At 61.7% G+C, this 26588-nt stretch carries 27 protein-coding genes; 13 read left to right on the plus strand and 14 right to left on the minus strand.

The annotated features are described in order from the left end of the window. Positions 1 to 105: 105 nt before the first annotated feature. From KGB20_RS06205 to KGB20_RS06235, 7 genes are all read right to left on the minus strand, one after another. Positions 106 to 825 carry a L,D-transpeptidase gene (locus tag KGB20_RS06205; protein ID WP_150814728.1) on the minus strand — a complete coding sequence of 240 codons (720 nt, stop codon included), beginning with the start codon at positions 823 to 825 and terminating at the stop codon, positions 106 to 108. Further along, positions 822 to 1580: a M15 family metallopeptidase gene (locus KGB20_RS06210; protein ID WP_223532162.1), complete on the minus strand. Its 759-nt coding sequence runs from the start codon at positions 1578 to 1580 to the stop codon at positions 822 to 824. Before KGB20_RS06210 ends, KGB20_RS06205 begins: the two co-directional genes overlap by 4 nt. Positions 1581 to 1613: 33 nt before the next feature. Next, positions 1614 to 2603, minus strand: a complete 990-nt coding sequence (lipA, locus tag KGB20_RS06215; protein WP_223532164.1) for a lipoyl synthase — start codon at positions 2601 to 2603, stop codon at positions 1614 to 1616. A gap of 144 nt (positions 2604 to 2747) precedes the next feature. Next, positions 2748 to 4004, minus strand: coding sequence for a serine hydroxymethyltransferase (glyA, locus tag KGB20_RS06220; RefSeq protein WP_223532166.1), 1257 nt, complete (start codon positions 4002 to 4004; stop codon positions 2748 to 2750). A gap of 40 nt (positions 4005 to 4044) precedes the next feature. Then, positions 4045 to 4428, minus strand: a complete 384-nt coding sequence (gcvH, locus tag KGB20_RS06225; protein ID WP_057714203.1) for a glycine cleavage system protein GcvH — start codon at positions 4426 to 4428, stop codon at positions 4045 to 4047. A gap of 404 nt (positions 4429 to 4832) precedes the next feature. Beyond that, complete coding sequence (locus KGB20_RS06230) at positions 4833 to 6341, minus strand: sigma-54-dependent transcriptional regulator (RefSeq protein WP_223532167.1); 1509 nt, start codon at positions 6339 to 6341, stop codon at positions 4833 to 4835. Between the two features lie 68 nt (positions 6342 to 6409). Then, positions 6410 to 7324: a LysR family transcriptional regulator gene (locus KGB20_RS06235; protein ID WP_150814723.1), complete on the minus strand. Its 915-nt coding sequence runs from the start codon at positions 7322 to 7324 to the stop codon at positions 6410 to 6412. A 151-nt stretch (positions 7325 to 7475) separates the two neighbouring features. Here KGB20_RS06235 and speB point away from each other — a divergent pair, with 151 nt between their 5' ends. The 5 genes from speB (at position 7476) to KGB20_RS06260 (ending at position 14204) form a co-directional block, all read left to right on the plus strand. After that, on the plus strand, positions 7476 to 8477 hold the full coding sequence (speB, locus tag KGB20_RS06240; protein ID WP_057714206.1) for an agmatinase: 1002 nt from the start codon (positions 7476 to 7478) through the stop codon (positions 8475 to 8477). 53 nt (positions 8478 to 8530) lie between these two features. Then, the gene (locus KGB20_RS06245; protein ID WP_150814722.1) at positions 8531 to 10042 is read left to right on the plus strand and encodes an aldehyde dehydrogenase family protein; all 1512 of its coding nucleotides are present in this window, start codon (positions 8531 to 8533) and stop codon (positions 10040 to 10042) included. A gap of 226 nt (positions 10043 to 10268) precedes the next feature. Beyond that, positions 10269 to 11843, plus strand: a complete 1575-nt coding sequence (locus tag KGB20_RS06250; RefSeq protein ID WP_090456554.1) for a purine-cytosine permease family protein — start codon at positions 10269 to 10271, stop codon at positions 11841 to 11843. 2 nt (positions 11844 to 11845) lie between these two features. Further along, the gene (betA, locus tag KGB20_RS06255) at positions 11846 to 13534 is read left to right on the plus strand and encodes a choline dehydrogenase (protein WP_090457955.1); all 1689 of its coding nucleotides are present in this window, start codon (positions 11846 to 11848) and stop codon (positions 13532 to 13534) included. A gap of 211 nt (positions 13535 to 13745) precedes the next feature. Continuing rightward, entirely contained in the window at positions 13746 to 14204 is a 459-nt protein-coding gene (locus tag KGB20_RS06260) for a GNAT family N-acetyltransferase (protein WP_150814720.1), read from the plus strand. 1 nt (position 14205) lies between these two features. On the opposite strand, the gene KGB20_RS06265 is transcribed toward KGB20_RS06260, so the two are convergent. After that, complete coding sequence (locus tag KGB20_RS06265; protein ID WP_102670496.1) at positions 14206 to 14523, minus strand: NIPSNAP family protein; 318 nt, start codon at positions 14521 to 14523, stop codon at positions 14206 to 14208. Between the two features lie 230 nt (positions 14524 to 14753). Between KGB20_RS06265 and KGB20_RS06270 the strand changes: the two genes are divergently transcribed. The 4 genes from KGB20_RS06270 (at position 14754) to KGB20_RS06285 (ending at position 17209) form a co-directional block, all read left to right on the plus strand. Then, positions 14754 to 15416 carry an ATPase gene (locus KGB20_RS06270; protein WP_154861324.1) on the plus strand — a complete coding sequence of 221 codons (663 nt, stop codon included), beginning with the start codon at positions 14754 to 14756 and terminating at the stop codon, positions 15414 to 15416. Positions 15417 to 15483: 67 nt separating this feature from the next. Further along, positions 15484 to 15822 (plus strand): hypothetical protein, encoded by a 339-nt coding sequence (locus KGB20_RS06275; protein ID WP_057714212.1) that lies wholly within the window; start codon positions 15484 to 15486, stop codon positions 15820 to 15822. A gap of 318 nt (positions 15823 to 16140) precedes the next feature. Beyond that, positions 16141 to 16584, plus strand: a complete 444-nt coding sequence (locus tag KGB20_RS06280; protein ID WP_150814771.1) for an arsenate reductase ArsC — start codon at positions 16141 to 16143, stop codon at positions 16582 to 16584. 235 nt (positions 16585 to 16819) lie between these two features. Further along, positions 16820 to 17209: a c-type cytochrome gene (locus tag KGB20_RS06285; RefSeq protein ID WP_057714215.1), complete on the plus strand. Its 390-nt coding sequence runs from the start codon at positions 16820 to 16822 to the stop codon at positions 17207 to 17209. Here KGB20_RS06285 and KGB20_RS06290 read toward each other — a convergent pair whose 3' ends face one another. Then, positions 17210 to 18085 (minus strand): LysR substrate-binding domain-containing protein, encoded by an 876-nt coding sequence (locus KGB20_RS06290; RefSeq protein ID WP_223503333.1) that lies wholly within the window; start codon positions 18083 to 18085, stop codon positions 17210 to 17212. Between the two features lie 134 nt (positions 18086 to 18219). Between KGB20_RS06290 and KGB20_RS06295 the strand changes: the two genes are divergently transcribed. From KGB20_RS06295 to KGB20_RS06310, 4 genes are read left to right on the plus strand one after another with little or no spacing between them, the layout of a single operon-like run. Next, positions 18220 to 19272 (plus strand): agmatine/peptidylarginine deiminase, encoded by a 1053-nt coding sequence (locus tag KGB20_RS06295; RefSeq protein ID WP_154861321.1) that lies wholly within the window; start codon positions 18220 to 18222, stop codon positions 19270 to 19272. Positions 19273 to 19276: 4 nt separating this feature from the next. Beyond that, on the plus strand, positions 19277 to 20185 hold the full coding sequence (aguB, locus tag KGB20_RS06300; RefSeq protein ID WP_223532168.1) for an N-carbamoylputrescine amidase: 909 nt from the start codon (positions 19277 to 19279) through the stop codon (positions 20183 to 20185). A gap of 1 nt (position 20186) precedes the next feature. Further along, on the plus strand, positions 20187 to 21287 hold the full coding sequence (locus tag KGB20_RS06305; RefSeq protein ID WP_223503335.1) for an extracellular solute-binding protein: 1101 nt from the start codon (positions 20187 to 20189) through the stop codon (positions 21285 to 21287). Between the two features lie 48 nt (positions 21288 to 21335). After that, a complete protein-coding gene (locus tag KGB20_RS06310; protein WP_154861319.1) occupies positions 21336 to 22460 on the plus strand; it encodes an agmatine/peptidylarginine deiminase in 1125 nt (374 codons plus the stop codon). A 149-nt stretch (positions 22461 to 22609) separates the two neighbouring features. On the opposite strand, the gene KGB20_RS06315 is transcribed toward KGB20_RS06310, so the two are convergent. The 5 genes from KGB20_RS06315 to KGB20_RS06335 form a co-directional block, all read right to left on the minus strand. Next, the gene (locus tag KGB20_RS06315) at positions 22610 to 23038 is read right to left on the minus strand and encodes a nuclear transport factor 2 family protein (RefSeq protein WP_154861318.1); all 429 of its coding nucleotides are present in this window, start codon (positions 23036 to 23038) and stop codon (positions 22610 to 22612) included. Beyond that, entirely contained in the window at positions 23031 to 23774 is a 744-nt protein-coding gene (locus KGB20_RS06320) for an SGNH/GDSL hydrolase family protein (protein ID WP_154947870.1), read from the minus strand. Before KGB20_RS06320 ends, KGB20_RS06315 begins: the two co-directional genes overlap by 8 nt. Before the next feature lie 6 nt (positions 23775 to 23780). Then, positions 23781 to 24353, minus strand: a complete 573-nt coding sequence (locus KGB20_RS06325) for a chorismate mutase (RefSeq protein ID WP_223532170.1) — start codon at positions 24351 to 24353, stop codon at positions 23781 to 23783. 81 nt (positions 24354 to 24434) lie between these two features. Continuing rightward, positions 24435 to 24725, minus strand: coding sequence for a hypothetical protein (locus tag KGB20_RS06330; RefSeq protein ID WP_154908716.1), 291 nt, complete (start codon positions 24723 to 24725; stop codon positions 24435 to 24437). 186 nt (positions 24726 to 24911) lie between these two features. After that, a complete protein-coding gene (locus KGB20_RS06335; RefSeq protein WP_223532172.1) occupies positions 24912 to 26465 on the minus strand; it encodes an amino acid permease in 1554 nt (517 codons plus the stop codon). Positions 26466 to 26588 lie beyond the last annotated feature (123 nt).

Genomic DNA, 26588 nt, shown 5'->3' on the forward strand with positions numbered 1-26588 from the left:
CTTGCCCCCGTTGGACTGCGTAGCAGTCCCTTTTTTGGGTGCACTTCGTGCCCCAACGGGGCGATGCGGCGTTCCGACAAGCCCCCTCGCCACAGGGTTCAGCGTTTACTCGCGTTCGGGAAGTTCCCAGCGCTGGCGCAACTGTTCGTACTGCGCTTCGGGCAGTTGCACCAGCATCGGGGATTTTCCCGGGTCCAGCCAGTTGAACAACCGCGCGATATCCGCCGGGGCCATGGCGGTGCAGCCGCGAGTCGGTGCGGTGGGTCCGCGCCAGATGTGGAAGAAAATGCATGATCCGGCAGCGGGAGTGGCCAGGGTGTTGTGCCGGATGAAAATGCCCTGGCGATACAAGTCATCGCTGCGGCGCATGCGTTCGGAACTGTTCCAGTCTCTTGCAATGACCGAGCTGTCGACCAGCTCGTTGTAGCGAGCCGACTGGCTGTCGTCCACGCATTCGATGGTCGCTGTCAGCGCCAGGTAGGGCAGGCGGGTATTGGCCGAAGGCTCGTAGCCAAACGCCGTGCCCAGGCTGAACATCCCGGCCGGCGCCTTGCCGTCGCCTTCCTTTTTGATCGGCCCTTCAGGCCGCCCGGGGTTGAGTTGGCCCTTGCCCCAGCCCATGCCATTCTTGCCGAGCACCACTGCAAAGGGCGCTTCGAACTTCTGCAAGGTCTGCCCGTGCCGTTCATAGCGCTGGGCAGTACCCTGGATGTCATCCCAGCCTTTACTGGTGACCACGATCAGTTGGTCACTGCCGTCGAGTCCCTGGGCCATGGCGGCCAGCGGAAAAAACGCCACCAACAGGGGCTTGAAGAGAATGTTCATGGTGCGAGCGGCGTGATGGGGAAGTTCATGACGTCCGGCTTCGGCGGATTCCCGCTGTACGTGAAGTGCCACCACTCGGCCGAATAACCCACAAAGCCTTCCTTGGCCATGGCACTGGTCAGCCGCTGGCGATTGGCCTTGGCCGTGGCGTTGATCAGCGCCGAGTCGGTGTGCGCCCGCTCATCGAAGCAATCGAAACCGGTGCCCATGTCGAGCGCGCCGTCGTGCCAGCGCTCGCCGTAGGGGGCGGTGCAATCCGCCGGTATCGCCGAAGGTGTCCAGGTGTCGGCGGGCAGGGCGTCGGGGCCGGTCAGGGTCAGGTCGACGGTGTTGCCTCGAGAGTGATTGGACACCCGCGCGACATAACCCAGGCGCCAGAAGTCCTGCTTGTCGACCCGTGGATAGAACTCGGTCTTGAGCGGGTCGCCGGGTTCGCTGGCGAAGCGTCCCATGTCCGCCACCGCGCGGGTCGGGCGATAGCAGTCGAATACCTTCAAGCCGTAGCCTTCGGCTTTCAGTGAGTTTTGCACTCGGGCTAACGCCTTCGCCGCATCCTCCGACAGCAGGCACTCCGCCGCCTGGTAGCCGTCGAGCGGGTGCCCGGTGAAGTTGTGCGCGCTGGCGTAGCGGATGTCCTGCTCGATGCCCGGGGCGACGCTGCGCACATACACCATGTGCCCGGGTTTCGACTCGTCGGCCATGCACGGCGTGGCAAGGCTCAGGCACAGCAACAACAGACAGGGTGAACGCGACATCGGAAACGGCTCCATGCATGACCAGTCATTCCATCATGGCTTGAAACCGTCCGTACCTCCATGGAGTTGTTGATCGGCGTGATAGGACGAACGCACCAGCGGCCCGGACGCCACGTTCTTGAAGCCCATGCGCGTGCCTTCTTCGGCGAACCAGGCAAAGGTGTCCGGGTGCACGAAGCGCTGTACCGGCAAGTGACTGCGGGACGGTTGCAGGTATTGGCCGAGGGTCAGCATGTCGATATCGTGCTCGCGCATGCGCTGCATGACCTCGATGACTTCCTCGTCGGTTTCGCCAAGGCCCAGCATCAGGCCGGATTTGGTCGGTACGTGGGGCACCGCGTGCTTGAATTTCTGCAGCAGGTCCAGTGACCACTCGAAGTCCGAACCCGGCCGCGCGGCCTTGTACAGGCGCGGTACGGTTTCCAGGTTGTGGTTGAACACATCCGGCGTCTCATGGGAGGTGATCGCCAGGGCCACGTCCATGCGTCCGCGATAATCCGGCACCAGGGTTTCCAGTTGAATGCCGGGCGACAGCTTGCGGATCTCGCGCAGGCAATCGACAAAGTGTTGGGCGCCGCCGTCGCGCAAATCGTCGCGGTCCACCGAGGTGATCACCACGTACTTCAGGCGCAGCTCGGCGATGGCCACGGCCAGGTTCATCGGCTCGTTGGCGTCCAGCGGCTTGGGCCGGCCATGGCCGACATCGCAGAACGGACAGCGACGGGTGCAGATGTCGCCCATGATCATGAAGGTCGCGGTGCCACCGGAGAAACATTCACCGAGGTTCGGGCACGAGGCTTCTTCGCAGACGCTGTGCAGCTTGTGCTTGCGCAACAGTTGCTTGATGCGGTCGACCTCGGGAGAGATCGGCATGCGCACGCGAATCCAGTCGGGTTTGCGCGGGAATTCATCCGTGGGAATGATCTTCACCGGAATCCGCGCAACCTTTTGCGCACCGCGCAGTTTGGTGCCGACCTCCACTTTGGCTGGGCTGTTGCCGGTCGACTCGACAATGGCGTTCATGATGCTTTCCTTTTGCAGCAATGGGCACGAAACCTGTGGGAGCGGGCTTGCTCGCGAAGAGGGAGTGTCAGTTGAAATTAATGTTGACTGACACACCGCCTTCGCGAGCAAGCCCGCTCCCACAAGGGGTTTTGTGTGGTGTGATCAGTCGCGGTAGACCGGGAAGTCCGCGCACAAGGCAGCAGCTTGTTGAGCGACCTGAGCCTCCACATCGGCATCACCCAGGTGATCGAGGATGTCGCAGATCCAGCCGGCCAGGGCAATGCTCTGCGCCTCCTTGAAGCCACGGCTGGTGATCGCCGGGGTACCGATGCGCAGGCCGGAGGTCACGAACGGCGATTGCGGATCGTTGGGCACGGCGTTCTTGTTCACGGTGATGCCGGCGCGACCGAGGGCGGCGTCGGCGTCCTTGCCGGTCAGGCCCTGGCGGATCAGGCTGACCAGGAACAGATGGTTGTCGGTGCCGCCGGACACCACGTCATAACCACGCTCGATAAACACCTGCGCCATGGCCTGGGCGTTGCGGATCACCTGCGACTGATAGGTCTTGAAGCCGGGCTCGAGCGCTTCCTTGAAACACACGGCCTTGGCGGCGATCACGTGCATCAACGGGCCACCCTGACCACCCGGGAACACAGCGGCGTTGAGCTTCTTCTCCAGTTCCGGATTGGCTTTGGCCAGAATCAGACCGCCACGGGGGCCGCGCAGGGTCTTGTGGGTGGTGGTGGTGACCACGTCGGCGTAGGGCAGGGGATTGGGGTACAGACCGGTCGCCACCAGGCCGGCGATGTGGGCCATGTCGACGAAGAAGTACGCGCCGACCTTGTCCGCGATCTGACGGAAGCGCGGGAAGTCCAGGGTCTTCGAATAGGCCGAGAACCCGGCGATGATCATCTTCGGCTTGTGCTCGACAGCCAGGCGCTCGACTTCGTCGTAATCGATCAGGCCCGTGGTGGTGTCGATGCCGTACTGCACGGCGTTGTAGAGCTTGCCGGAAAAGCTCACCTTGGCGCCGTGGGTCAGGTGACCGCCGTGGGCCAGGCTCATGCCGAGCACGGTGTCGCCGGCTTGCAGCAGGGCCAGATAAACCGCCGCGTTGGCCTGGCTGCCGGAGTGCGGCTGGACGTTGGCATAATCGGCGCCGAACAGCTGCCTGGCGCGGTCGATGGCCAATTGCTCTACCACATCGACGTGCTCGCAACCGCCGTAATAGCGCTTGCCCGGATAGCCTTCGGCGTACTTGTTGGTCAGGCCGCTGCCCTGGGCTTGCATCACCCGCTGGCTGGTGTAGTTCTCCGAGGCGATCAGTTCGATATGGTGTTCCTGCCGTGCATCCTCGGCGTTCATCGCCGCCAGCAGTTCGTCGTCATAGCCTTTGATCTGGTCGTGCTTGCTGAACATGGTGTGGTCCTTTTTCGGATTCGGGAATGCGTAGGGGGCTTCAAGCGTCGGCGTGTTCTGCGGTCAGGCGTTCATAGGCGTCTTGATCCAGTAGATCGCTCAACGCCTGGACATCGACCGGTTTGAAGCGAAAGAACCAGCCTTCGCCCAATGGGTCTTCGTTGACCAGTTCCGGGGTGTTCTCCAGTGTCGCGTTGATCTCGACCACTTCACCGTCCAGCGGCATGCCGATACTGCTGGCGGCTTTCACCGATTCCAGCACCGACACTTCAGCGCCTGCATCGAAGGCGCCCAGCTCAGGCACCTGAACGAATACCACATCCCCCAGCGCCTGCTGGGCAAACGCCGTGATGCCGACGGTGACCAGGCCATTGCTCTCAAGGCGCAGCCATTCGTGATCGACGGTAAAACGCAATTCGCTCATCTCAACTCCTTATTGTTTTAAGGCTCGTGGCGGGGCGACGAGCGGGGTTGGAGGAGTGATAGCAAGGGTGGTGCCAATGTTTTTTATTTGTTTTAAATCAATAGGTTGAGTTGTTTGTGCGGAGTTTGTGACATCTCGCTCGTATTGAATTCAATACAAGCAGGTATGGCCTTGGGGGCAAGCGCCGTGATTGTTGGCGTGGAAGGGATTGTCTTGATTTCGCTACGCTGTATCGATTTACAGACGAAGAATTCAGCAACACCACTGATCCCCTGTGGGAGCGAGCTTGCTCGCGATTGCGGTGTGACAGGCAAAATTGATATCGACTGACACGGCCTCATCGCGAGCAAGCTCGCTCCCACAGGGGAATGTGTTGTCGGTGACAATGTGTTCCGACAGATCACTCAGGGCTTGGCGGGAATGCCGTACTTGCGCAGGCGAATCGCAATGGCGCTATGGGACGTCTGCAACCGCGCCGCCAGCAACCGACTGGACGGATAGCTGCGATAAAGCTGTTCCAGCAGGTTCTTTTCAAAATCACCCACAGCCTCTTCCAGGCTACCGACTTCGCCGTCGTTCTGCCGCTCTACCGCCGTGCGGGCGATGTCCAGATCGTCGATGTCCACCAGCGGATTTTCGCAAATCGCCGCTGCACGGAAGATCACGTTCTGCAATTGCCGCACATTGCCCGGCCAGCGGTTGCCGAGCAGGGCGCTGAAGGTGCTCGGTGCCAAACGACACGCCGGTCGCTGGATCTGCGCACAGGCCTGTTGCATGAAGTGATTGGCCATCAACAGGATGTCGTGACCGCGCTCGCGCAGCGGCGGTACTTGCAGGTTGAGCACATTGAGACGGTAGAACAGGTCTTCGCGAAAACGCCCTTCGGCGACCATTTTTTCCAGGTCGCGGTGGGTCGCGCTGAGCACCCGCACATTGACCCGGACCTCTTTATCGCCACCGACCCGACGGAAGCAGCCATCGCTCAAAAAACGCAGCAACTTGGCTTGCAGGTACGGCGACATTTCCCCGACTTCATCGAGGAACACCGTGCCCTGGTCGGCCAGTTCCAGCAGGCCGAGCTTGCCGCCCCTTTGCGCACCGGTGAAGGCGCCGGGGGCGTAGCCGAACAGCTCGCTTTCGGCCAGGCTCTCCGGCAGTGCCGCGCAGTTCAGGGCCAGAAAAGGCGCGTCGTGCCGTGGGCTGATGGCGTGGCAGGCGCGGGCCACCAGCTCCTTGCCGGTGCCTGTTTCGCCCTGGATCAAGAGCGGCGCGTCGAGGGCCGCCACTCTTTGCGCACGCGCCTTGAGCGCGCGAATCGGCGGTGATTCGCCCAGCAGTGCATCGAAGCCTTCGGCATGGTCATGGTGCAGTGCCGACAGGCGTTCGCCGATGCGATTGGGTTGATACAAGGTGAGCAGGGCGCCGGCGTCGGTGATCGGCATCGCGTCGAGGAGCAAGGTCTGGCCACCGAGGCTGACCTCGTGCATCGGCAGGCGGAAATGGTGAGCGATCAAGGTGCGTTGCAAATCGGCATCGTCGAACAGCGCGGTCAGCGATTCACCGGCCGGTTCGCGCCCGCACAGGGCGATCAGCGCCGGGTTGGCCAGCAGCACATGACCTCGGTCATCCACCGCCAGCACCGGGTCGGAACTGGCTGCCAGCAACGCGTCCAGTTGCAGACGCCGGCGTTGCCCCGGAAGGATGTCGACCATGGTCACCGCTTGCACGCCGCGCACACCGAAAAGCGCCTCACGCAACTCCTCCAGCACCTCGGCGCCAAGGGTTGGCGCATCGATGTAGACGTTCGGCGGCACCATCTCCACGGCGTCCAGATTGAAACTGCGTCCACCGAGCAGGGCCAGCACTTCCTGGGTGATTCCGACGCGGTCGATGAAGGTGACGTGGATGCGCATGACGGGCCTGCAAGGTTGGCGAACCGAATCAGTATGCCCGGCAAATTTTCAATTTGGCGAGTGTCACATCACAGCTGGCCGGTTTTACGGGCGCTGGCGGCCAGGTCTTCCAGGAACGCCTGGAGGATCGGCGGTGGTGCCGTGCCGCGACGGGTGATCACGTCGAACGGTGATTTCAGGCGCAGGCTCGCGGGTGCCAGTTGGTGCATCTCGCCGCTTTTCACCCACTGGCTGGCGAAGTGCTCCGGCAGGAAACCCACATAAGCGCCGGAGATGATCAGGATGGCCGACGCCTCGATGTTGTCCACGGTGGCCGCCGCTTTGGTGATACCCAGGTGTTCCAGGTCGTATTGCTGCATGTAGCCGCGCACGACGATGCGCCCCGCGCCGACCTCTTCGAGCAGCTCGGCGCCCTCGGCCTGGCTGCCGAACAACGGGTGTCGCCGGCCGCAATACAAACCCAGCGCTTCCTGGTACAGCGGTGATTGCAGCAGGCCCGGCACATGGATCGGGAAGTGCCCGATGGCCAGGTGCAGGCGACCGTCGAGCACCCGTTCTTCGAGTTCCGCCGGGGTGCCGACGTACACGTTCAGGTGCACATCATGCCCGCGGGAGACGAAGCGCTGTGTGGTGCGCGGAATCGGTGAGTCGGGGTCGGTAATCGTGGTGTCGATGATCCCCAGGTTGAGCTTGCCGCTGATGTGCTGCTTGAGCACGTCGGCGTCCATGCAGAAGTTTTCCACCGCCGACAGCAGGCGCTGGGTGGCTTCATGAATCGCCACCCCTTGTTCGGTCAGGCGAAAGCCGCTGCGCCCACGCTGGCAGAGTTTCACCCCAAGACGGGTTTCCAGGTGGGTCATCTGTTCGCTGATGGTCGACTGTCCGGCATTCAACGCTGCCTGCGCGGCCGAGAAACCGCCACAGCGCACAATCGTGGCAAACACCCTGAGCAGTTTCAGGTCGACGTCGTGCAGCTGGATCATCTTGAACCTCCGGCATGTGGATGCATCGGGAATGCCGATATGAGTATCTGATGTTTAGCATTTTTTCCACGAAAACCTGCGCCCATAGTCTTTCCAACGACGGTCGCCTTGCAGTCCGTCAAGCCGATAACAAGAAGTGGAGAGGCTAGAAATGTCGAACAACGGTTATGAATCCGGTCGCCTGAACCTGCCATTCGTGGGTCATTGCACCTTTGGCAAATCCCCGGTGTGCACCGATTGGGATGCACTGGATGCCGACGTCGCGGTGCTCGGCGTGCCCAACGACATGGGCACCCAGTGGCGCTCCGGCGCACGCTTCGGACCACGCGGGATTCGTGAAGCATCGACGCTGTTTTCCTTCGGCCACGCCGGCGCCTACGATCATGAAGATGACGTGATGTACCTCACCGCATCGGACGTGCGCATGGTTGACGTCGGTGATGCCGACATCGTCCACACCGATATGGCTACCAGCAACAAGAACACCGAGTACGCCGTGCGCAAGATCCTCGACGCTGGTGTCATGCCGGTTGTTCTCGGCGGCGACCATTCGGTGCACGCACCAGTGATCAAGGCCTTCGAGGGCCGCGGCCCGATCCACATCATTCACTTCGATGCGCACCTGGATTTCGTCGACGAGCGCCACGGTGTTCGCTATGGCCACGGCAACCCGCTGCGCCGCGCCTCGGAAATGAACCACATTGTCGGCATGACCCAAATGGGCATTCGCAACGTGTCGTCGTCCAACCGTGATGACTACGAAGCGGCCCACGAAGCCGGCTCGAAAATCCTTTCGGTGCGCGACGTGCGTCGTCTCGGTGTCGAAGGCGTGCTGGCGCTGATCCCGCAGAACATCAACTACTACATCACCATCGACATTGACGGTTTCGACCCGTCCATCGCCCCCGGCACCGGCACCCCGAGCCACGGCGGCTTTCTCTACTACGAAGTGCTGGAAATCATCCAGGCCCTGGCCAAGCGCAGCAAGGGCAACATCGTCGGCATGGACCTGGTGGAAGTGGCTCCGGTCTACGACCCGACCGGCATGACCTCGATCCTGGCCGCACAACTGCTGCTCAACAGCATCGGTTTCATCTTCCACGAACGAGGCAAGGTGCGGGCGGCCGCCGAAAGCGAAACCGCATCAGCCTGATCATCGAAACCAGTGACCCGGCAGGCCCTGACTGCCGGGCAGAGAGAACAAAAATGGACACGATCGTCAAAAGTTACCTGCAAAAATTCGGCGTCAGCGAAGCCACCCAGACCTTCCTCGGCAAGGTCCAGAAAATGTTCATCGGCGGCGCCTGGGTCGAGGCCAGCAACGGCGAAACCTCCGATGTGATCGAACCCTCGACCGAAGGCCTGATCACCCGCATTCCCATGGGCACCACCGATGACCTGGACCGCGCCGTGCAAGCCGCCCGCGCCCAGTTCGACGGCGGCGCCTGGCGCCAGGCCAAACCCGCGGAACGCGAGCGCATGATGCAGCGCCTGGCCGACCTGATCGAGCAGAACGCTGCTGAGCTGGCGCAAATCGAATCGATCGACATGGGCAAATCGGTTGCCTTCGCCAAGGACGTTGACATCCAGGGCACCGTCGATACCCTGCGTTACTTCGCCGGCTGGGCCACCAAGTTGCACGGGCGTACCGTCGAACCTTCGCTGCCGGGTAATTACCTGGCCTATACCCGCAAGGAAGCGGTGGGTGTGGTCGGCGCCATCGTGCCGTGGAATTTCCCGCTGCAAACCATGGCCTGGAAACTCGGCGCGGCGCTGGCCACCGGTTGCACCGTGGTGGTCAAGCCCGCCGAACTGACTTCGTTGTCGGCCCTGCGTTTCGCTGAACTGGTGCAGGAAGCGGGCATCCCTGACGGCGTGATCAACATCGTCACCGGGCGCGGCAGCGTGGTCGGCGCGGCCATGGCCACCCATCCCGGCATCGACAAACTGACCTTCACCGGATCGACCCCGGTCGGCCAGACTGTCGGCCGCGCAGCGCTGGATGACATGAAGCGGCTGACCCTCGAACTCGGTGGTAAATCACCGGTCATCGTCTGTGCCGACGCCGACATCCCGGCCGCCGCCCAAGCGGTCGCCAACGGCGTGTTTTTCAACTCCGGGCAGGTATGCGACGCCGGTACACGGGCCTATATTCATAGCAGTGTCTACGACGAATTCCTGCGTGAGCTGATCGCCTACACGCGCACCCTGAAAATGGCCCCGGGCCTGGACCCGGACTGCTTCATCGGCCCGCTGGTCTCGGCGCTGCAAAAGCAGCGCGTGACCGAGTACATCGAAACCGGCAAGGCCGAAGGCGCCGAACTGGTCTACGGCGGTCAACCGGTCGATGGCCCTGGCTTCTTCGTCGAGCCGACCATTTTCGCTAATTGCCGCAACGACATGCGCATTGTCCAGGAAGAGATCTTCGGCCCGGTGCTGGTCACCGCACCGTTCGACGACGAGGAAGAAGCGCTGGCCCTGGCCAACGACTCGCCATACGGCCTGGCTGCCGCACTGTATTCCAACGACCTCGGGAAAGTGCACAGCCTGATCCCGCGCCTCAAGGCCGGTTCGGTCTACGTCAACGCCCACGGCACCCTCGATCCGTCGATGCCGTTCGGTGGCTACAAGCAGTCCGGATTCGGCAAGGACCTGGGCGCCGAGCAGCTCGACTACTTGCTCGAAACCAAGGCGGTGTGGATCACGCTGCCAGGCTGACCCGCCCCTTGTGGGAGCGGGCTTGCTCGCGAAGAGGCCGGCACATCCAACATTGATGTCGGCTGGTGCTCCGCTTTCGCGAGCAAGCCCGCTCCCACAGGTTTTGCACTAGGGCTGAAGGCAATCGAGCCTTTGAAAAACGGGAACGGCAAGGAAGCTCCCGGGCGTCGTTCACCCGAAAGAACGCGGTTATCTCGTCATGATCTTCCAACAATAAGAGTCCGTCATGAACACTAACGCCAAGTCCGCCCCGAGCGTGTCCAGCCTCGACGAAAAATCCGTCGTCGAGGGGCATTCGATCGACTTCATCCCCGAGAACGAGCGCACCGACAAACTGTCGAGCCAGGGCCCGTTCTGGTTCCTCGGCAATTTCACCTTCTTCACCATGACCATCGGCTTCGTTGGCCCAAGCGTCGGCCTGACCGCACTGTGGACCACGCTCGCCGGCACGCTGGGCATCATGTTCGGCACGCTGTTCATGGCGTTTCACGGCTCGCAAGGCCCGCACCTTGGCCTGCCACAGATGATCCAGTCCCGCGCGCAGTTCGGTTATCGCGGGGTGATCCTGGTGCTGCTGGCGACGCTGTTCGTGTTCGCCGGCTTCAACATCGTCAACCTGGTGCTGATGATGCAGGGGCTGCACACGCTGTTCGGCTTCAACCCCGCGGTGATCGCGGTGGCGGTGACCATACCGGCGGCGGTGCTGGCGATTCTCGGCCATGACTGGATGCACCGCAGCTTCAAATGGGCGTTGTTCCTGTCGCTGCCGCTGTATGGCCTTGTCACCGTGGCGGTGTTGATGGGTTGGGTGCCGGACGCGGTAATGCCGGCGCTGGCGGCGGGCGAAGTGGCCCGGGAGCCGCTGGGTTTCAACTGGACCGGTTTCATCGCGCAGTTTGCGGCGGCCGCCAGCTACAACATCGCCTATGCGCCTTATGTGTCGGACTACTCGCGCTACCTGCCGAAGAATACTTCCAGCGGCAAGCTGATCGCCGTGGTGTTCCTTGGGGCGTCGCTGTCCGGTGCGTGGATGATTTCCGTGGGTGGCTGGCTGGCCGATCACCTGCACTCCACTGACGTGCTGGTGGCCCTCGGGCAAGTCGGCAACACTGTGTCGCCGCTGGTGGGCACGGCGGTGGTGGTCGTTACCATCCTGGCGTTCCTGCCGGTGATCGCGATGAACATCTACAGCGCCAAGCTGACCACGCTGACCTGCGTCGACTCGATCAAGCACATCGAGCCAACCCGCAAGGCACGCATCCTGGCCATCGGCTTCGTGATCCTGCTGCAACTGGGCGTGGCCCTGAGCATCCAGAGTTCCGGCAAAGGCCTGTCGGTACTGGGGATCTACCTGGTGGTGATGCTGTACTTCCTGGTGCCCTGGACCTCGGTCAACCTCACCGACTACTTCTTCGTGCGCAAGGGCCGCTACGCCATCCCGCACTTCTTCATGCCCCACGGCAACATTTACGGCAGCTGGGGACTGCGCGGTATCGCCGCTTATGCCATCGGTTTTATCTCGATGATCCCGTTCTTCTACATCTTCGACGGCGTTGAACAGCGCGAGGTGTATGTCGGTCCGCTAGCCAAGGCGCTGGGCAGCATCGACATCGCCTGGTTGGTCGGGCTGATCGTATCGGGCCTGGCGTACTACTGGCTGAGCCGCTCGATCGACCTCAAGCGCGAAGAAGCGGTGATCCAGCAGATTGAGAAAAACTCCCCGCAATACACCACCGGCGACACGCTGACCCACAAACAGCAGCCTATGCCGGTATTCACTGAATCGACGGTCGGGAGATGACCATGGCTACGCAAAAATACGACTACATCATCATTGGCGCAGGCTCGGCAGGTTGTGTGTTGGCCAACCGCCTGAGCGAAGACCCGGCCACCTCGGTGCTGGTCCTGGAATTCGGCGGCAGTGACAAGAGCGTAGTGATCCAGATGCCGAGCGCATTCTCGATCCCGATGAACACCAAGAAGTACAACTGGCGCTACGAAACCGAGCCGGAGACCCACCTCAACGGCCGGCGCATTCACTGCCCACGGGGCAAGGTGCTGGGCGGCTCTTCGTCGATCAATGGCCTTGTGTACATCCGTGGCCATGCACTGGACTTTGACGAGTGGGAATCCCTGGGTGCCGAAGGCTGGGGCTATCGCAACTGCCTGCCGTACTTCAAGCGCGCCGAGAGCTACGAGTCGGGTGGTGATAGCTATCGCGGGCAAACCGGGCCGCTGCACACCACCAACGGCAATCACATGAAAAACCCGCTGTACGGTGCCTGGGTCGAAGCCGGCGCGGAAGCTGGCTACATCAAGACCGAAGACTGCAACGGCTACATGCAGGAAGGTTTCGGTGCCATGCACATGACTGTGAAGAACGGCGTGCGCTGCTCCACGGCCAACGCCTATCTGCGCCCGGCCATGGGCCGTCCGAACCTGACGGTGATCACCCATGCGATGACGCGCCAGGTCATCCTCGAAGGCAAGCGTGCGGTGGGGGTCATGTATGACCACGGCGGCCAGACCCACCAGGTGTATTGCAACCGCGAAGTGCTGATCTCGTCCGGGCCGATCGGTTCGCCGCACCTGCTGCAACGCTCGGGCATCGGCCCGGCGGACGTCCTGCGCAAGGCCGGGATCGGCGTACGCCATGACCTGCCGGGGGTAGGGGAGAACCTGCAGGATCACGCCGAGGTGTACATCCAGTTCGGTTGCAAGGAGCCGGTGACCCTCAACAGCAAGATGGATCCGCTGAGCAAGCTGATGATCGGTCTGCGCTGGCTGCTGTTCAAGGACGGCCTGGGCGCCACCAACCATTTCGAGGCCGGTGGTTTCATTCGCTCCGAGAAGGGCCTGCGCTGGCCGGACATCCAGTTTCACTTCCTGCCGGCAGCGATGCGCTACGACGGCAACAAGCCGATCAAGGGCCACGGCTTCATGGTGCTCACCGGGCCGAACAAACCGAAAAGTCGTGGTTACGTGCGGGTGCGCTCGGCCGACCCTTACGAGCATCCGGAAATCCGCTTCAACTATCTGGAGCGGGAAGAGGACCGCGAAGGTTTCCGCCGCTGCATCCGCCTGACCCGCGAGATCATCGGCCAGAAAGCCATGGACCGCTTCCGCGACGGCGAAATCGCCCCGGGGGCGCAAGTAACCAGCGATGAAGACCTCGACGCGTTCGTGCGCGACAACCTGGAAAGCACCTACCATCCGTGCGGTTCGTGCCGCATGGGCGAGGACGACATGGCGGTGGTCGATTCCGAGTTGCGCGTGCGTGGTATCGCCGGTCTGCGGGTGATCGATTCGTCGGTGTTCCCGACCGAGCCGAACGGCAACCTCAATGCGCCGACCATCATGCTCGCCGAGCGGGCATCCGACCTGGTGCGTGGCGTGCAGATGTTGCCGTCGGCGGATGTGCCGGTGGGGCTGGTCGAGGGCTGGGAAAGCAGCCAGCGTACTTCGCTGCCGGGGCGTAATGTGCGGGTCTGACCGCAATCCGCAATCCAATGTGGGAGCCTAATGTGGGAGCGGGCTTGCTCGCGAAAGCGGCGTGTCATTCAACATTTATGTCGACTGACACGGCCTCTTCGCGAGCAAGCCCGCTCCCACAGTAGGCGGCGGTGTTTTCAGAAAATTTTACGTCGCTGTTGCCTCGCCATTGCTAGTCTGTAATTCCTTGAGACCGCAATGGAGCACCCTCATGGCTATTCAGGCCCTGCGCGCCGACGCATCGCACATCGACCAGATCGCCCCTTTGTTTGACGCCTACCGGATGTTCTACAAGCAGCCGTCGAACCTTTCGCAATCGCGCGCCTTTATCGCCGAGCGCCTCGCCCGGGATGAATCGGTGATTTTTCTTGCCCGGGACAGCGATGGTGAAAACCTCGGCTTCGTCCAGCTGTTCCCGACCTTTTCCTCGATCGACGCCCATCGCACCTGGCTGCTCGGTGACCTGTTCACCACGCCCGCCGCCCGGGGCAAAGGCGTCGGCACCTTGCTGATGAACACCGCCCGGGATTTTGCGAAGCTGGCCGGTGGCAAAGGCATGACCCTGGAAACCGCCACCGACAACGTCACCGCCCAGCGTCTGTATGAATCCCTGGGCTGGGTGCGCGACCCCGGTTATTACACCTATTGCCTGGATCTGCAAAAAGGCTGACTCAGCGCGCCTGCTCGCCAAACACCGGCCGCATGAATGAACGCTCGTAGCTGAGGATGAATTTCTTCTCCTCGGCGTACTTGAAGGCCGCGATGCACTCTGGATCGTTCATCGACTGCTGCCGGTAATGCTCGTACGCCGCCAGGCTGGGGAAGGTGAACAGCGCCAGGGCGATGTTGTTGGCGCCCTCCGACGGCAAAAAGTAGCCATGGTGCTGGCCGCCGAACTTTTCCACCAGGGGAATCCACATCTTGCCGTAGTGCTCGAAAGCGTCGAGCTGGTAGGGGTCGAGCACGTATTTCAGGTAGCAAGTGACCATTTTTTCGTTCCTTGATCAGGTTTTGAGGGCAGTCGCCACTGTAATGAACAGTGGGCGTGCGGCACAGCCGCTTGTTCGACATTGACCGGTAATTTTGCGCCAAAGGCAGCTACTGGCGCCGCAGCACTATTGGTTCAGTCAATAGTCACCATCAAGAATCGCAAGTTCTGTTTTTTGCGCAAAGGCGGAAAATTGCCTGCATTGAACACGCTGCTCAAGGAACCTGCGCGATGAAAATCTTGACCCGACTGGCTGTGATTGCCCTGTTGCTGGGCAGCGTTGCGTCCACCGCATCGGCCTTTGCCGAAGATGCACGCGCCTGCCATCTGCCGCCGATCACCGGCGGTCACAGCGGGCTGCAATACGGTCAGACGGTCGGGGTGCTCTACAGCGACAACACTGTGGAAAACCTGCAATACCTTGAGCAATACCACTCGGTGGCCGTCAACGGTGCGAAAAACGCACTGGATACGCGGATTCGCCAGGCGTTCGTCAACAGTTCCGATCCGGACCTGGCCATCGACTGGCTGATGGGTTCGTTGCACCACACTTTTCTGTCGGTGACGGTCTACGAAAATCTCGATGCCCTGGTGCAGGCCCATCCCGATGTGGTGGTGATGCTCGATACCCACAATCAGTTGCTGACTCAGCGTAACGACCGGGTCGAGGCGCGTTTCGCCGCGCGGTTCTACGACGCCAACCTGCAGTACATCGGCAAGGCCGAAGGCGCGGTGGAAAAACAACTGCCGTCGGTATGGGTGCATGACAAGACCGCGCCCGAGATCGCCGCGCAAATCGAACAGCAACGCGACCTGCAACTGACCGCGCTGAAACAGTTCGATGCATCGTTGAAGGCGCTGGTAACCGCCGGATTGACCGCAACAACAAATTAACAAGTCCAACGCCCATTGAGCGGCGGGCAACCCGATCCACCGTGGATTTCTATTCAGGACCTGATTCATGCGCACTGTTTTTGCCCCGACCCTGGCCTTCGCTTCGCTGCTGCTGGCCGGTTGTGCCACGCCGAATGATCCGACCATGACCTTGCAGACCAGCAAGTCGCCGGAGGAGTACACCCATTGCGTGGTGCCGAAGTTGCAGCACGATGCGCTCAACCCAACGGTGTCGCAGACCCAGCGCAGCTACCGGATCGTCGTATCAAGCAAAGTGTCGGCGGACAACGTGCTTGAAACCTATAAAGCCTCGAACGGCGGCAAGGTATTCCTGTACGAGCGCAAGCTGCTGGCGTCGACCTTCGTGCCGTCGACGTTCGAGCGTGCGGCGCAGGAGTGTTTGTAAGGGCAATTTCAGGCAAAAAAAAGCTGCCGGGACTGGCAGCGGAAAGTTAAAGCACGCATTGGATGGACTGAGTATGGCGCTCGGTTCATGACGATTCGATGACAGCTTGATGGCCATCCATCAGGATGCCGAAAATCCTGCCACTGTTGTGGTGTGGCTCAGAACTCCAGGCCTGTCATCCGGGTGTCATCAAAGCAATGGCAAGATCCTCGCAATCCGTCTTGAGTGCCCCGGTGGCCGTCTGAACCGGGTCTGCGGTTTGGCGTTCTGCATGGATTGATGAGCAAACACTAAAAACCTGCCAGCCGAGGAAAACCCATGACCGACCCCCGTCGCGTGCTGTTCGTCTGCGCCCGAAACGATGTCCGCTCACCCATGGCTGAAGCCCTGCTTCGCCACACCGATCCTGCCGATTTCCAGGCCTTCAGCGCCGGGCTTGAGGCCAGCGAGATCGACCCGCGCACATTCGAATCCCTCGATCACATCGGTGTCGATGCCAGCGGCTTGCGCAGCAAGTCCCTCGAAGATTTCGAAGGTCAGGAATTCGACTACGTCATCACCCTGTGCGACAAGTCTTGCGAAGAGGCCTCACGCATGCCGTTTACCGGTGAAGTGATGGTCTGGAGCTTCGAAGACCCGACCACCAGCGAAAGACACGACCCGTTCCGCCATACCCTCCAGGAAATCGGCGACCGCATCAAAATGTTCGTCACCGTGAAAACCCGCCCCATGCCCCAGGCGCCGTCAGTCAGCGACTCCTGAAACCCCTCGAACACCGTCTACCCTCATCGGTCACAACCATCATGATGAGCACAGGCCCCCTGTGGGAGCGGGCTTGCTCGCGAAGAGGCCTCCACATTCAACATCGTAGGTGGCTGGACTACTGCTTTCGCGAGCAAGCCCGCTCCCACAGGGATTGCGTCCATTTGACCACTTGGGATATCCCCGACCCGCATGTTCCAATAGCCATCCGGCAACACCCGACTGGAAACGGAACATGAAAAAACTCGCAGCACTGACCCTCGCCTCGGCGCTCACCGCGGGCCTGTTCAGCACACCCACCCTTGCTGCAGGCGATGTCCAGGCCGGGGAGAAAGTGTACAAGCGCCTCTGCAGCGGCTGCCATCAGATCGGTGAATCGGCTCGCGCCTTCTTTGGCCCGCAACTCAATGGCGTGATCGGTCGCCATTCCGCCGTCACCACGGACTACGTGTATTCCGATGCGATGAAATCCGCCAACCTGGTCTGGGACCGCGAAACCCTGATCGCCTACCTCGAAGCGCCGAAGAAAGTCGTGCCCGGCACCCGCATGATTTTCTGGGGCCTCAGTGATCCGGAAAAAATCGAAGACCTGCTGGCCTACCTGCAAACTTTCCCGGCGCAATGATCACGCCGCGGTCTGCTGCTCGGCCGCCAGGTTGTCGACCAGCCACTGGGTAAAGGCCCGGGCCATCGGGATGTTCTCGCTGTCACGGTGGGTCAGCAGCGCCCAGTTCGGGCCGCGGATGGTTTGCTCCACCATCGGCTGCAACAGCCCGGTGGCCCGCGCCTGCCGACTCAGCAACTGGCTCACCAGCGCAATACCGAGCCCGGTGCAGGCGGCGTCCAGCAGCAAACCCGGATCGGAAAAATTCAGCCCCTGATCCATCTGCCCCACATCAATTCCCGATTCCACCGCCCAGTGGCTCCAGTCCATTTCCCGCTCGCCATGCAGGGTGGTGCGCTGTTCCACGGGCACGGCCAACAGGCTCGGGTGACAAGCGGGGTAGAGGCGGTCGGCGTGCAGCACCTTGAAACTGCATTCGGCCTGGGAACTGATGTCGTCGCGCACCGCCAGATCGATGGTCTGGCTGGCCATGTCCGGCACTTCATCGGTGCTGAAAATCCACAGATCGACCTGCGGATGCTGCCGGCGGAAATCCCCTAGGCGCGGCAACAACCAATGCCGGGCAAACGCCGGGGTGGTGTTGAGCACCAGTTGATTGGGCTTCTGGTATTGCCCCAAGCGGCGAATGCCCACCGCCAGTTGCTGCAACAACGCCTGGGTGGTGCTCAGCAGATCGTGCCCGGCATCGGTCAGGCTGACGCTGCGCCCGCTGCGATGGAACAACGGTTGTTCCAGGTAGGCCTCAAGGCTGCGGATCTGCTGGCTGATCGCCGATTGGGTGAGGTGCAACTCGTCGGCAGCCTTGTGAAAACTGCCCAGCCGGGCGGCGGCTTCGAAGCCGCGCAGGGTGCTCAGGGGCGGCCAGTGTTTGAGCATATCGATAAGTTCCTCTAATCAGTTGTCTGCAAAATCCATCGTTTGTTTGCCCGTTTTTACAGCCGTAGCATGCATGCCAAGACCGCCAAGGCCGTTTTCATTGAACACAATGACTTAACTCAGAGGTGCTTGTCATGCAGCAGAACGTAATTCAAAACAGCGGTTGGACGATGCCGGCCGAGTGGGTCACTCACGCCGCCACCTGGATGGTCTGGCCGCACAACAAGACCCTGTGGGAGTCAGGCTGGCGGGTGACACTGCCACAGGTTCAAGAAGATTTCGCCCGCGTGGCCAACGCCATCGCCCGCTTCGAACCGGTGAAACTGGTGGTCGATCCTTCAGCCGTCGCCAGCGCCAAGGCGTTGTGCGGGCCGAACATCGAGTTGATCGAACTGGCGGTCAACGACAGCTGGTGCCGCGACTCCGGCCCGAGCTTCGTCTGCCACCCGCAGCAAGGCCTGGCCGGTGTGAGCTGGCGCTTCAATGCGTGGGGCGGCAAGTCGGCTCACGATCTGGACGAAAGCCTGGCCCGCCGTGCGCTCAATCATTTGGGACTGGAGTGCTTCGGCACGGCGTTGAGCAACGAGGGCGGCGCGATTCATGTGGACGGCGAGGGCACGCTGATCACCACTGAATCGGTGTTGCTCAACCCCAATCGCAACCCGGGCGTGAGCAAGGCCGAGATCGAAGAGATCTTCACCCGCCTGCTGGGTGTGAAGAAAACCATCTGGCTGCCGGGCGATCCCGACTATGTGACGGGCGACATGACCGACGGCCACGTCGATGGCGTGTGCGCCTTTGCCCGTCCCGGCGTGTTGCTGGTGGACGCCACCCACGACAAGCAATCGGTGTACGCCGAAGTGGCCCGGGAGAACCGCCGCGCCCTTGAACTGGCCACCGACGCCCAGGGCCGCCAGTTCGAACTGATCGAACTGTTCGAAGCCACCGATGCGGTGGACACCGAGGCCGAAGTGTTCTGCGCCTCCTACACCAATTTCTATATCGCCAACGGCGCGATCATCATGCCGGCCTACGGCATCGATGCCGACAAGGTCGCTGCCGAAGTGCTGGCGCAGGCGTTCCCCGGTCGTGAAGTGGTGCCGGTGCGGATCAACCATCTGGCCCATGGTGGTGGCGGTGTGCATTGCATCACCCAGCAACAGCCGGCCTGGCCGGTGCGGGGTTGATGCCATGACACTGCTGACCATCGCCACCACCCAGATGCCCTGCACCTGGGACCTGAAACACAACCTCGACCAGGCCGAGCAACTGGTCCGCGAAGCTGCGGCCAAGGGCGCGCAGGTCATCCTGTTGCAGGAGCTGTTCGCCACGCCGTATTTCTGCATCGAGCAACACCACAAACACCTGGCACTGGCCGAGGAGTATCGCGACAGCCACGTGCTCCAGCGCTTCGCCGCATTGGCGAAAGAGTTGGGCGTGGTGCTGCCGCTGAGCTGGTACGAGAAGGCCGGCAACGCCTACTTCAACTCACTGAGCGTGGCCGACGCCGACGGGCGCCTGTTGGGTGTGTACCGCAAGACCCACATCCCCAACGCCATCGGCTATCAGGAGAAAGAATACTTCAGCCCCGGCGACAGCGGTTTCCGGGTCTGGGACACCGCGTTCGGGCGCATCGGCCTGGGCATCTGCTGGGATCAGTGGTTCCCCGAAACCGCTCGCTGCCTGGCGTTGATGGGGGCCGAAGTGCTGCTGTTCCCGACGGCCATCGGCTCCGAACCGGGTTGTTCCACTCTCGATTCCCGGGATCACTGGCAGATGACCATGCGCGGCCACGCCGCCGCCAACCTGCTGCCGGTGGTGGCGGCCAACCGGGTCGGCCGGGAAGCGGCGACCACCGACCCGACTCTGCAAATGAGCTTCTATGGCTCGTCGTTCATCTGCAACCACAAGGGCAAGTTGCTCGCCGAAGCCGACCGTGACAGCACCGGCGTGCTGGTCCACAGCCTGGACCTGGCGGCCATGCGCGAGGACCGCCTGACCTGGGGTATCTACCGCGATCGCCGTCCGGAAATGTACGGCGCCTTGTTGACCCAGGACGGTCGTCAGATCCATTCACGCTGGGCAACCCAAGGGGTGTGACATGAACACGATCAACAAGCTGTGCCTGGCCATGGGGCTGGCGCTGAGCTGTGCGGTGCCTGCGTTGCACGCCGAAGAGAAAACCCTGCGGCTGTACAACTGGGCCGACTATTTCGCCGAGGACACCTTGAGCAAGTTCACCGCCGAAACCGGGATCAAAGTGATCTACGACGTGATGGACGGCAGTGAAACCCTGGAAGCGAAAATGCTCGCTGGCGGCAGTGGCTACGACCTGATCTTCCCCGGTGACACCGTGGCCGAACGCCTGATGCGCGCTGGCAGTTTGCAGCCCTTGGATCAGTCAAAACTTACTGCTCTGAATGACGTCGAGCCGGGGTTGCAGAAATTGCGCTCGCACTATGAGCAGTCGCGCCAGGCCACGGTCCCGTACACCTGGGGCACCATCGGTCTGACCTACAACGCCGGGCAGATTGCCCAGCGTGCGCCGGATGCGCCGGTCGACAGCCTGGACATGCTGTTCAAACCGGAACTGGCGGCGAAATTCGCCGACTGCGGCATCTCGATGATCGACTCGCCGGACGAAGTGCTGGCCGTGGTGCTCAATTACCTGGGCCGCGACCCGCGGAGCGCCAAACCGGCGGACCTGGCGGCGGCCAGTGACTTGCTGATGAAACTGCGGCCGTACATTCGCAAGTTCCAGTCGCAACCGGTGACCGACCTGGTCAACGGCAACCTGTGCATGTCCCTCGGCTACAGCGGCGACATGACCCAGGCGCAACGCACGTCTGATAGTGCCGGCAAGAAAACCGCCTTCCACTACCGCATCCCCCGCGAAGGCACCACGGTGTGGATGGACACCATGGCCATTCCCGTCGACGCCCGGCATCCAGAGTACGCCTACGCGTTCATCAACTTCGTGATGCGCCCGCAAAACATGGCAGCCATCAGCAACTTCACCGGCTACCCGACCTCCAACGCCAAGGCACGACCGGATGTCGATGCCGCGATGCGCAACAACCCGGACATCTACCTCGATGATGCCACCTACGCGCGGCTGATTCCCGGCAAGGACATTCCCCAGGCCGACATGCGGGCACGCATGCGCACCTGGACCAAGTTCAAGACCGCTACAGTCAAATGATCACCGGCCGGCCCGAGGGCCGGCCAAACCTCGATTTCAGGAAACCACATGCCGACACGTCGAACATTCATCAAGCAGGTATCGGTCGCTGCCGGACTGGGCGCGCTGGCGTCCATGGGATTGGGCTTTGCCTCCCAGCCGGTGCGAGCGGCCGGTAAAGGCAACTGGTACATGCCCGATGAAGGGGACAAACACCAGCGGGCCTTCATCGCTTTCGGGGCACAGGCCGCGATCTGGGAGGACTTCACGCCCCATGTGCAAGACGCCCTTGGCCGGATCGCCCGCAGCATTGCCGAACACGAGCCGGTCACCGTGTTCTGTCGCCAGAGCGAACGGCGCCTGGCCGAAGCCAAATGCGGCAGCCACAACACCACCTTCGTGATCACCGAACTGGACGACATCTGGATGCGCGACATCGGCGCCAATTTTGTCGTCGACGGAAGCGGCGGCCTTGCTGCCGTGGACTTCAACTTCAACGGCTGGGGCAACAAACAGCAGCATGCGGACGATGCGCAACTGGCCGCCCTGGTCGCCGAAAACGCCAAGGCGGATTACCAGCAAAGCGAACTGGTGGGCGAGGGCGGTGGCATCGAAGTGGATGGCCACGGCACCGGGATCATGACCGAAAGCAGCTGGATCAACCGCAACCGCAATCCCGACTGGAGCAAGGCCGAGGTCGAGGCAGAACTGAAAGAGCGCCTGGGGCTGCGCAAAATCATCTGGCTGCCGGGCATCAAGGGCAAGGACATCACCGACGCCCACGTCGATTTCTATGCGCGCTTCGTCAAGCCCGGCGTGGTCATCGCCAACCTCGACAACGACCCCGAGTCCTACGACTACAAGGTCACTCGCGCCCATCTGCAGATCCTGGAAAACGCCACGGATGCCGATGGCCGCAAGTTGCAGGTGCATACCGTGTCGCCGCCGCTCAACCCGCGCAACAGCCGGTTCAGCAAGGACAACCCGGATTTCGCCGCCGGCTACATCAACTACTTCGTGATCAATGGCGCGATCATCGCTCCGCAATTCGGCGACGAAGAAGCCGATGCCAAGGCCTTCGACCTGCTGTCCGAACTCTACCCGCAGCGCAAGGTGGTGCAACTCGACATCGACGCGATCTCTGCAGGCGGTGGAGGGATTCACTGCGTGACCAGCCACCAGCCGATGGTTTAACGGTTTGCCCCTGATTTCAGGTTAAACACAAATCCTGTGGGAGCGGGCTTGCTCGCGAAAGCGGAGTGTCAGTCAACATCTTTATCGACTGGTTCGCCGCCTTCGCGAGCAAGCCCGCTCCCACAGGGATTTTTGGTGAGTCAGGTAAGTCAGGCCTTGCTGGCCTTCAGGTAAGCCCCCAACCGTCGCCCCATTTCCTCACCCAGCGCCTGCAAGCCACTGAGCGGCCGCACCATCACTTCAAACTCGACAATCTTGCCCTGTTCGTTGAAGCGGATCATGTCGATACCCTTCAGCTCTTTCTCGCCGACCCTGGCGCTGAATTCGAGAATCACGCTCAAGCCATCCGCCGTCGTCAGCTCACGGTGATAGGCAAAATCCTCGAACACGTCCATGACCGTATTGAGGATCATCGACACCACCGGCGCTCCCGGATACGGCGTGTGCGCCATCGGCGAACGGAACACCGCCTGCGGATCGAGCATTTCGGGCAAACCGCTCAAGTCGCGGTTGTCGAGCATCGCGTGCCACTGCTTCAGGGACGCTGCGACATTGGGGTTCAGTTTCAGCTCAGACATCTTCAACTCCTGTTTTTATTGTTGTGGTGCGAAAGCGTTGGTCGATCACCCTGGCGGCATCGTCGGCCCACTGACGGTAGAGCAGCGGCCCCGGATGAAAACCATCGCTGGCCATCAAGCCCGGTTCGGGCGCCAGCGGGGTGGTCAGCATCGTACATTGATCCAGGCATGCGGCCAGATCCGCAAGATGTGCATTGAACCGCCGCGCCCTGAAACCCAGAAACCAGCGCAGCGGCTGGGGCAGCGCGGGGAACAAATGCATCGGCGGAAGCGGCGACACCACGATCTGCCTCACCGCGTATTTATCGCACAGCAGCGCCATCAAGCGCCGTTGCCGAGCGAGCCACTGATCCAGGGTGAGAGAGCTGGTGACATCGTTGACACCAATCGACAACAGCGCCACATCGAACGGCTCGGGGGCGTGCTGTTCGAGCAGCTCCAGCAACCCTTGTGAATCCAGCCCCGAGTGCGCCCAGAGTTTCCACGACAACTGGTAATCATCGGCCAGGCGCGCGACCAGCCGACCACTGAGGGCTTCACCTTGAGTCGCCGCACCCACCCCCGCTGCTGCGCTGTCGCCGACAATCAACAAGCGCAGCACGTCACCGCTGCCGGCCTCGCCCTGGCGGTCACCTTCGGCCTCCGGCAACTTGGGCGTCACCCGCCGCGTATACAGGCCCTGCGCCAGCAACAACGGGCCGAGCAGGATTTTGGCGAGGGTTTCAATGTGGCTCATTTGACGTTATCGCCCTGCAATACACAGCTCCCCGGTCGCACGAATCATCGCCTGGCCATGCAAATAATCCTTGATCAGCGCGGAACGTTCGGTGGCCAGCCATTGCGGGCAGTTCGGGTCGTTGCGGTAGGGCAGGAACGCGGCGTACTGCGTGAGCAGCAGGTTCAGCAGGTTGTCGAGCTTGGGCCGGATGTCGTTGCCCAGGTCTGGCCGTGGCGTGTCCGGTGCCTTGTGCGCCGCTTGCCATTGTGCGAGCCGGCCGTATTGCACCAGTTTGCTGGCTTCAATCTGGGCGGCGATCAGGACGGCGACATCGTCGGGGTCAAGCTGGCGTTCAGCCGCCTGCTTCCTGGCGTTGGCGATGACTTGCGCTTCCCGGGTGTTGTCCTGGACCGGTTTGCCGCTGTCCCACTTGGTCAGCGCCACCAGTTCGCTGATGTTCAACCGCTCATTCATCGTCGCCAGCAAGGGCTGCAAGGCATCGGGCGCCGGGGGTGTCGTGCCGGCCTGGGCGCTGCTAGCGAGCAAACCGAGCAGGGTGCAGGCCAGCCAGTGCGGCAGGCGCAGGGAACGGGGCATGGGCAGAACCTCCTTGGACGCGAAAATCACTCCGGCTTGTGTATCACAAGTGCGGCCAGGGAACGACAGGTTGCGAAAGATTCAGGCCAGCAGCCGTTCAATCTGCGCCAGCTCCCAGGTGCTGAGCAAACTCACCGGGTCGGTGCCGAAGCGCTGCCCGTTGTCGAACACATATTCACGGCCATCGGGGCTTTGGCCGTGCAGGCAGTGGCGCAGGTGACCGGCGTCGACGTCGAGCGTCAGGCGCCAACCGTCGATGTCGACCTGTACATGATCAAACTCGCAGGCGTTGTCGACTCGCTTGAAGGTGCAAATACCTTGAGCGGCATCGCGCAACGGCTGGTAAACCTCGCGGGCGGTGAGGGCGGGCACAGGTGTCTCCGGGGCGGAATCGGGGAGGCACAGGATAGATCATCAGCCTGCAAAAAAGCCCGGAAACGCCAAACAACCTTGTGGGAGCGAGCTTGCTCGCGATTAGGCCGGCACATCCAACATCGATGGCGCCTGACACGCCGCCATCGCGAGCAAGCTCGCTCCCACAGGTTAATCAGCGCTCGTCTATTTCCTGTCCAACGCTGCCTCCGCCGCGGCAATTTCAGCCTGGCGCTTGACGATCATGTCGCCCACCGGCGGCCCCTGGAAGCGCCGGGCTTCAAAACCGAACCAGACGATGGCCGTCAGGATCAGGAAACCGATGGTGATGTACAGCGCCCAATCGTTCGGTGGCTGGATGCCGATGACGAAAATGATGACCATCGCCAGGATCGAGAGGATGGCGAACACCGAGTACCAGAAACGCCCCATGTTCCACGGCCCCATGGTCGGCCACTTCGACGTCCCAAAGGTAAACAGGCCGAGCGCGATGGGAATGGCGAAGGAGAAGAACAGGAAGATCACCGTGCAGGACACCACGATCGTATAGACCGGAGTATCCCCGACCGAGATCACCGACGAGCCCCAATCGAACAGGACGGCAAGGGTGGCGCCGGTCCAGATGGCCGCTACCGGGCTGCGATGGGTCGAGGAGACCGTGGACAGCGCTTTTGAGCAGGGCAGGCCACCGTCCCGGGAGAACGCGAAAATCATCCGTGAAACCGAGGTGACGGTGGCCAGTCCGCAGAGCACCTGCGAGATGAAAATCGCCACGAAAAGCACCAGTTTCAAGGTCGGGTTGACCTGGGTGTTCATGGCCCAGAAAAACACGTTCCAGCCTTGCTTGGCCGCCTCGTCCATGTTCGGCAGCATCAGCACGAACGCGCTGAGCATCAGCCAGCCGAACAGCAACGACCAGACCACCGACATGACCATGCCGCGCGGCACCGACATGGCCGCGTTGCGGGTTTCCTCGGAGGTATGCGCAGAGGCGTCATAGCCGGTGATGGTGTAGATCGGCAACAGCAGGCCGAGCATGAAAACCCAGCCGTTGGAGACCTGCGGCCAGACGCTGCCACCCGCTTCGCCGGAATAGTTGCCGAAGGTCCACAGCCGTGCGAATTCATAGCTGGGTGCCGATATCAGGCAGACGATGGTCAGGGCCAGCGCCGTGGCGAAGATCAGGTAACCTGAGAAGTCAGTGAGTTTGGCGGTCAGGCCGATACCCAAGTGGTTGCACAAGGCCTGCAGGCCGGTGAGGATCGCCAGGAAAATCACCCTGACCGTGGTCGTGTCTTCCATGCCCAGTGCCGGCCCGAAGGCACCGAAAAAGAAGTAATAGGTACCGACGTTGATCGCGCCCAGCACCGTGACCAGCCCCAGCAGGTTGAACCACGCGGTCAGCCATCCGGTGAAGCGGTTACCCAGGATCGAACCCCAGTGGTACAGGCCGCCAGCGGTGGGGTAGGCCGAAGAAATCTGCGCCATGGCCATGGCGAATACCCCGGAGATCAGGCAACCGATTGGCCAGCCGATCCCGATGGATGCCCCGCCCGCGCCCGAGGTGCCCTGGGCCAGGGAGTTGATGCCACCCGAGAGGATGCAGATGATCGAAAAGGAAATGGCGAAGTTGGAGAAAACCCCCATTCGTCGTGAGAGTTGCTGGGCATAGCCCATGCTGTGCAGCACCTTGACGTCATCGTCGTGCGTTTCGGTGCCCGGCTGGCTTGCTGGGTTCATGATGTGTGCCCCTTTTCAGGTTTTGGACAGGCCGAACTAAGCCGCCGTAGGCTCGACCTTGGTTTTCTGTAGGAGCGAGCTTGCTCGCGATGAACGTCAACGATGACGCGGGGAGCCTGGCCC

It is taken from the genome of Pseudomonas sp. BF-R-30 (assembly GCF_019956175.1).
Classification (GTDB): Bacteria; Pseudomonadota; Gammaproteobacteria; order Pseudomonadales; family Pseudomonadaceae; genus Aquipseudomonas; species Aquipseudomonas jessenii.

Bases quoted from the DNA above. Each gene is read 5' to 3' on its own strand.
- KGB20_RS06205 (WP_150814728.1), bottom strand. From the start codon at position 825: ATGAACATTCTCTTCAAGCCCCTGTTGGTGGCGTTTTTTCCGCTGGCC.
- KGB20_RS06210 (WP_223532162.1), bottom strand. From the start codon at position 1,580: ATGTCGCGTTCACCCTGTCTGTTGTTGCTGTGCCTGAGCCTTGCCACG.
- lipA (WP_223532164.1), bottom strand. From the start codon at position 2,603: ATGAACGCCATTGTCGAGTCGACCGGCAACAGCCCAGCCAAAGTGGAG.
- glyA (WP_223532166.1), bottom strand. From the start codon at position 4,004: ATGTTCAGCAAGCACGACCAGATCAAAGGCTATGACGACGAACTGCTG.
- gcvH (WP_057714203.1), bottom strand. From the start codon at position 4,428: ATGAGCGAATTGCGTTTTACCGTCGATCACGAATGGCTGCGCCTTGAG.
- KGB20_RS06230 (WP_223532167.1), bottom strand. From the start codon at position 6,341: ATGCGCATCCACGTCACCTTCATCGACCGCGTCGGAATCACCCAGGAA.
- KGB20_RS06235 (WP_150814723.1), bottom strand. From the start codon at position 7,324: ATGATCCAGCTGCACGACGTCGACCTGAAACTGCTCAGGGTGTTTGCC.
- speB (WP_057714206.1), top strand. From the start codon at position 7,476: ATGTCGAACAACGGTTATGAATCCGGTCGCCTGAACCTGCCATTCGTG.
- KGB20_RS06245 (WP_150814722.1), top strand. From the start codon at position 8,531: ATGGACACGATCGTCAAAAGTTACCTGCAAAAATTCGGCGTCAGCGAA.
- KGB20_RS06250 (WP_090456554.1), top strand. From the start codon at position 10,269: ATGAACACTAACGCCAAGTCCGCCCCGAGCGTGTCCAGCCTCGACGAA.
- betA (WP_090457955.1), top strand. From the start codon at position 11,846: ATGGCTACGCAAAAATACGACTACATCATCATTGGCGCAGGCTCGGCA.
- KGB20_RS06260 (WP_150814720.1), top strand. From the start codon at position 13,746: ATGGCTATTCAGGCCCTGCGCGCCGACGCATCGCACATCGACCAGATC.
- KGB20_RS06265 (WP_102670496.1), bottom strand. From the start codon at position 14,523: ATGGTCACTTGCTACCTGAAATACGTGCTCGACCCCTACCAGCTCGAC.
- KGB20_RS06270 (WP_154861324.1), top strand. From the start codon at position 14,754: ATGAAAATCTTGACCCGACTGGCTGTGATTGCCCTGTTGCTGGGCAGC.
- KGB20_RS06275 (WP_057714212.1), top strand. From the start codon at position 15,484: ATGCGCACTGTTTTTGCCCCGACCCTGGCCTTCGCTTCGCTGCTGCTG.
- KGB20_RS06280 (WP_150814771.1), top strand. From the start codon at position 16,141: ATGACCGACCCCCGTCGCGTGCTGTTCGTCTGCGCCCGAAACGATGTC.
- KGB20_RS06285 (WP_057714215.1), top strand. From the start codon at position 16,820: ATGAAAAAACTCGCAGCACTGACCCTCGCCTCGGCGCTCACCGCGGGC.
- KGB20_RS06290 (WP_223503333.1), bottom strand. From the start codon at position 18,085: ATGCTCAAACACTGGCCGCCCCTGAGCACCCTGCGCGGCTTCGAAGCC.
- KGB20_RS06295 (WP_154861321.1), top strand. From the start codon at position 18,220: ATGCAGCAGAACGTAATTCAAAACAGCGGTTGGACGATGCCGGCCGAG.
- aguB (WP_223532168.1), top strand. From the start codon at position 19,277: ATGACACTGCTGACCATCGCCACCACCCAGATGCCCTGCACCTGGGAC.
- KGB20_RS06305 (WP_223503335.1), top strand. From the start codon at position 20,187: ATGAACACGATCAACAAGCTGTGCCTGGCCATGGGGCTGGCGCTGAGC.
- KGB20_RS06310 (WP_154861319.1), top strand. From the start codon at position 21,336: ATGCCGACACGTCGAACATTCATCAAGCAGGTATCGGTCGCTGCCGGA.
- KGB20_RS06315 (WP_154861318.1), bottom strand. From the start codon at position 23,038: ATGTCTGAGCTGAAACTGAACCCCAATGTCGCAGCGTCCCTGAAGCAG.
- KGB20_RS06320 (WP_154947870.1), bottom strand. From the start codon at position 23,774: ATGAGCCACATTGAAACCCTCGCCAAAATCCTGCTCGGCCCGTTGTTG.
- KGB20_RS06325 (WP_223532170.1), bottom strand. From the start codon at position 24,353: ATGCCCCGTTCCCTGCGCCTGCCGCACTGGCTGGCCTGCACCCTGCTC.
- KGB20_RS06335 (WP_223532172.1), bottom strand. From the start codon at position 26,465: ATGAACCCAGCAAGCCAGCCGGGCACCGAAACGCACGACGATGACGTC.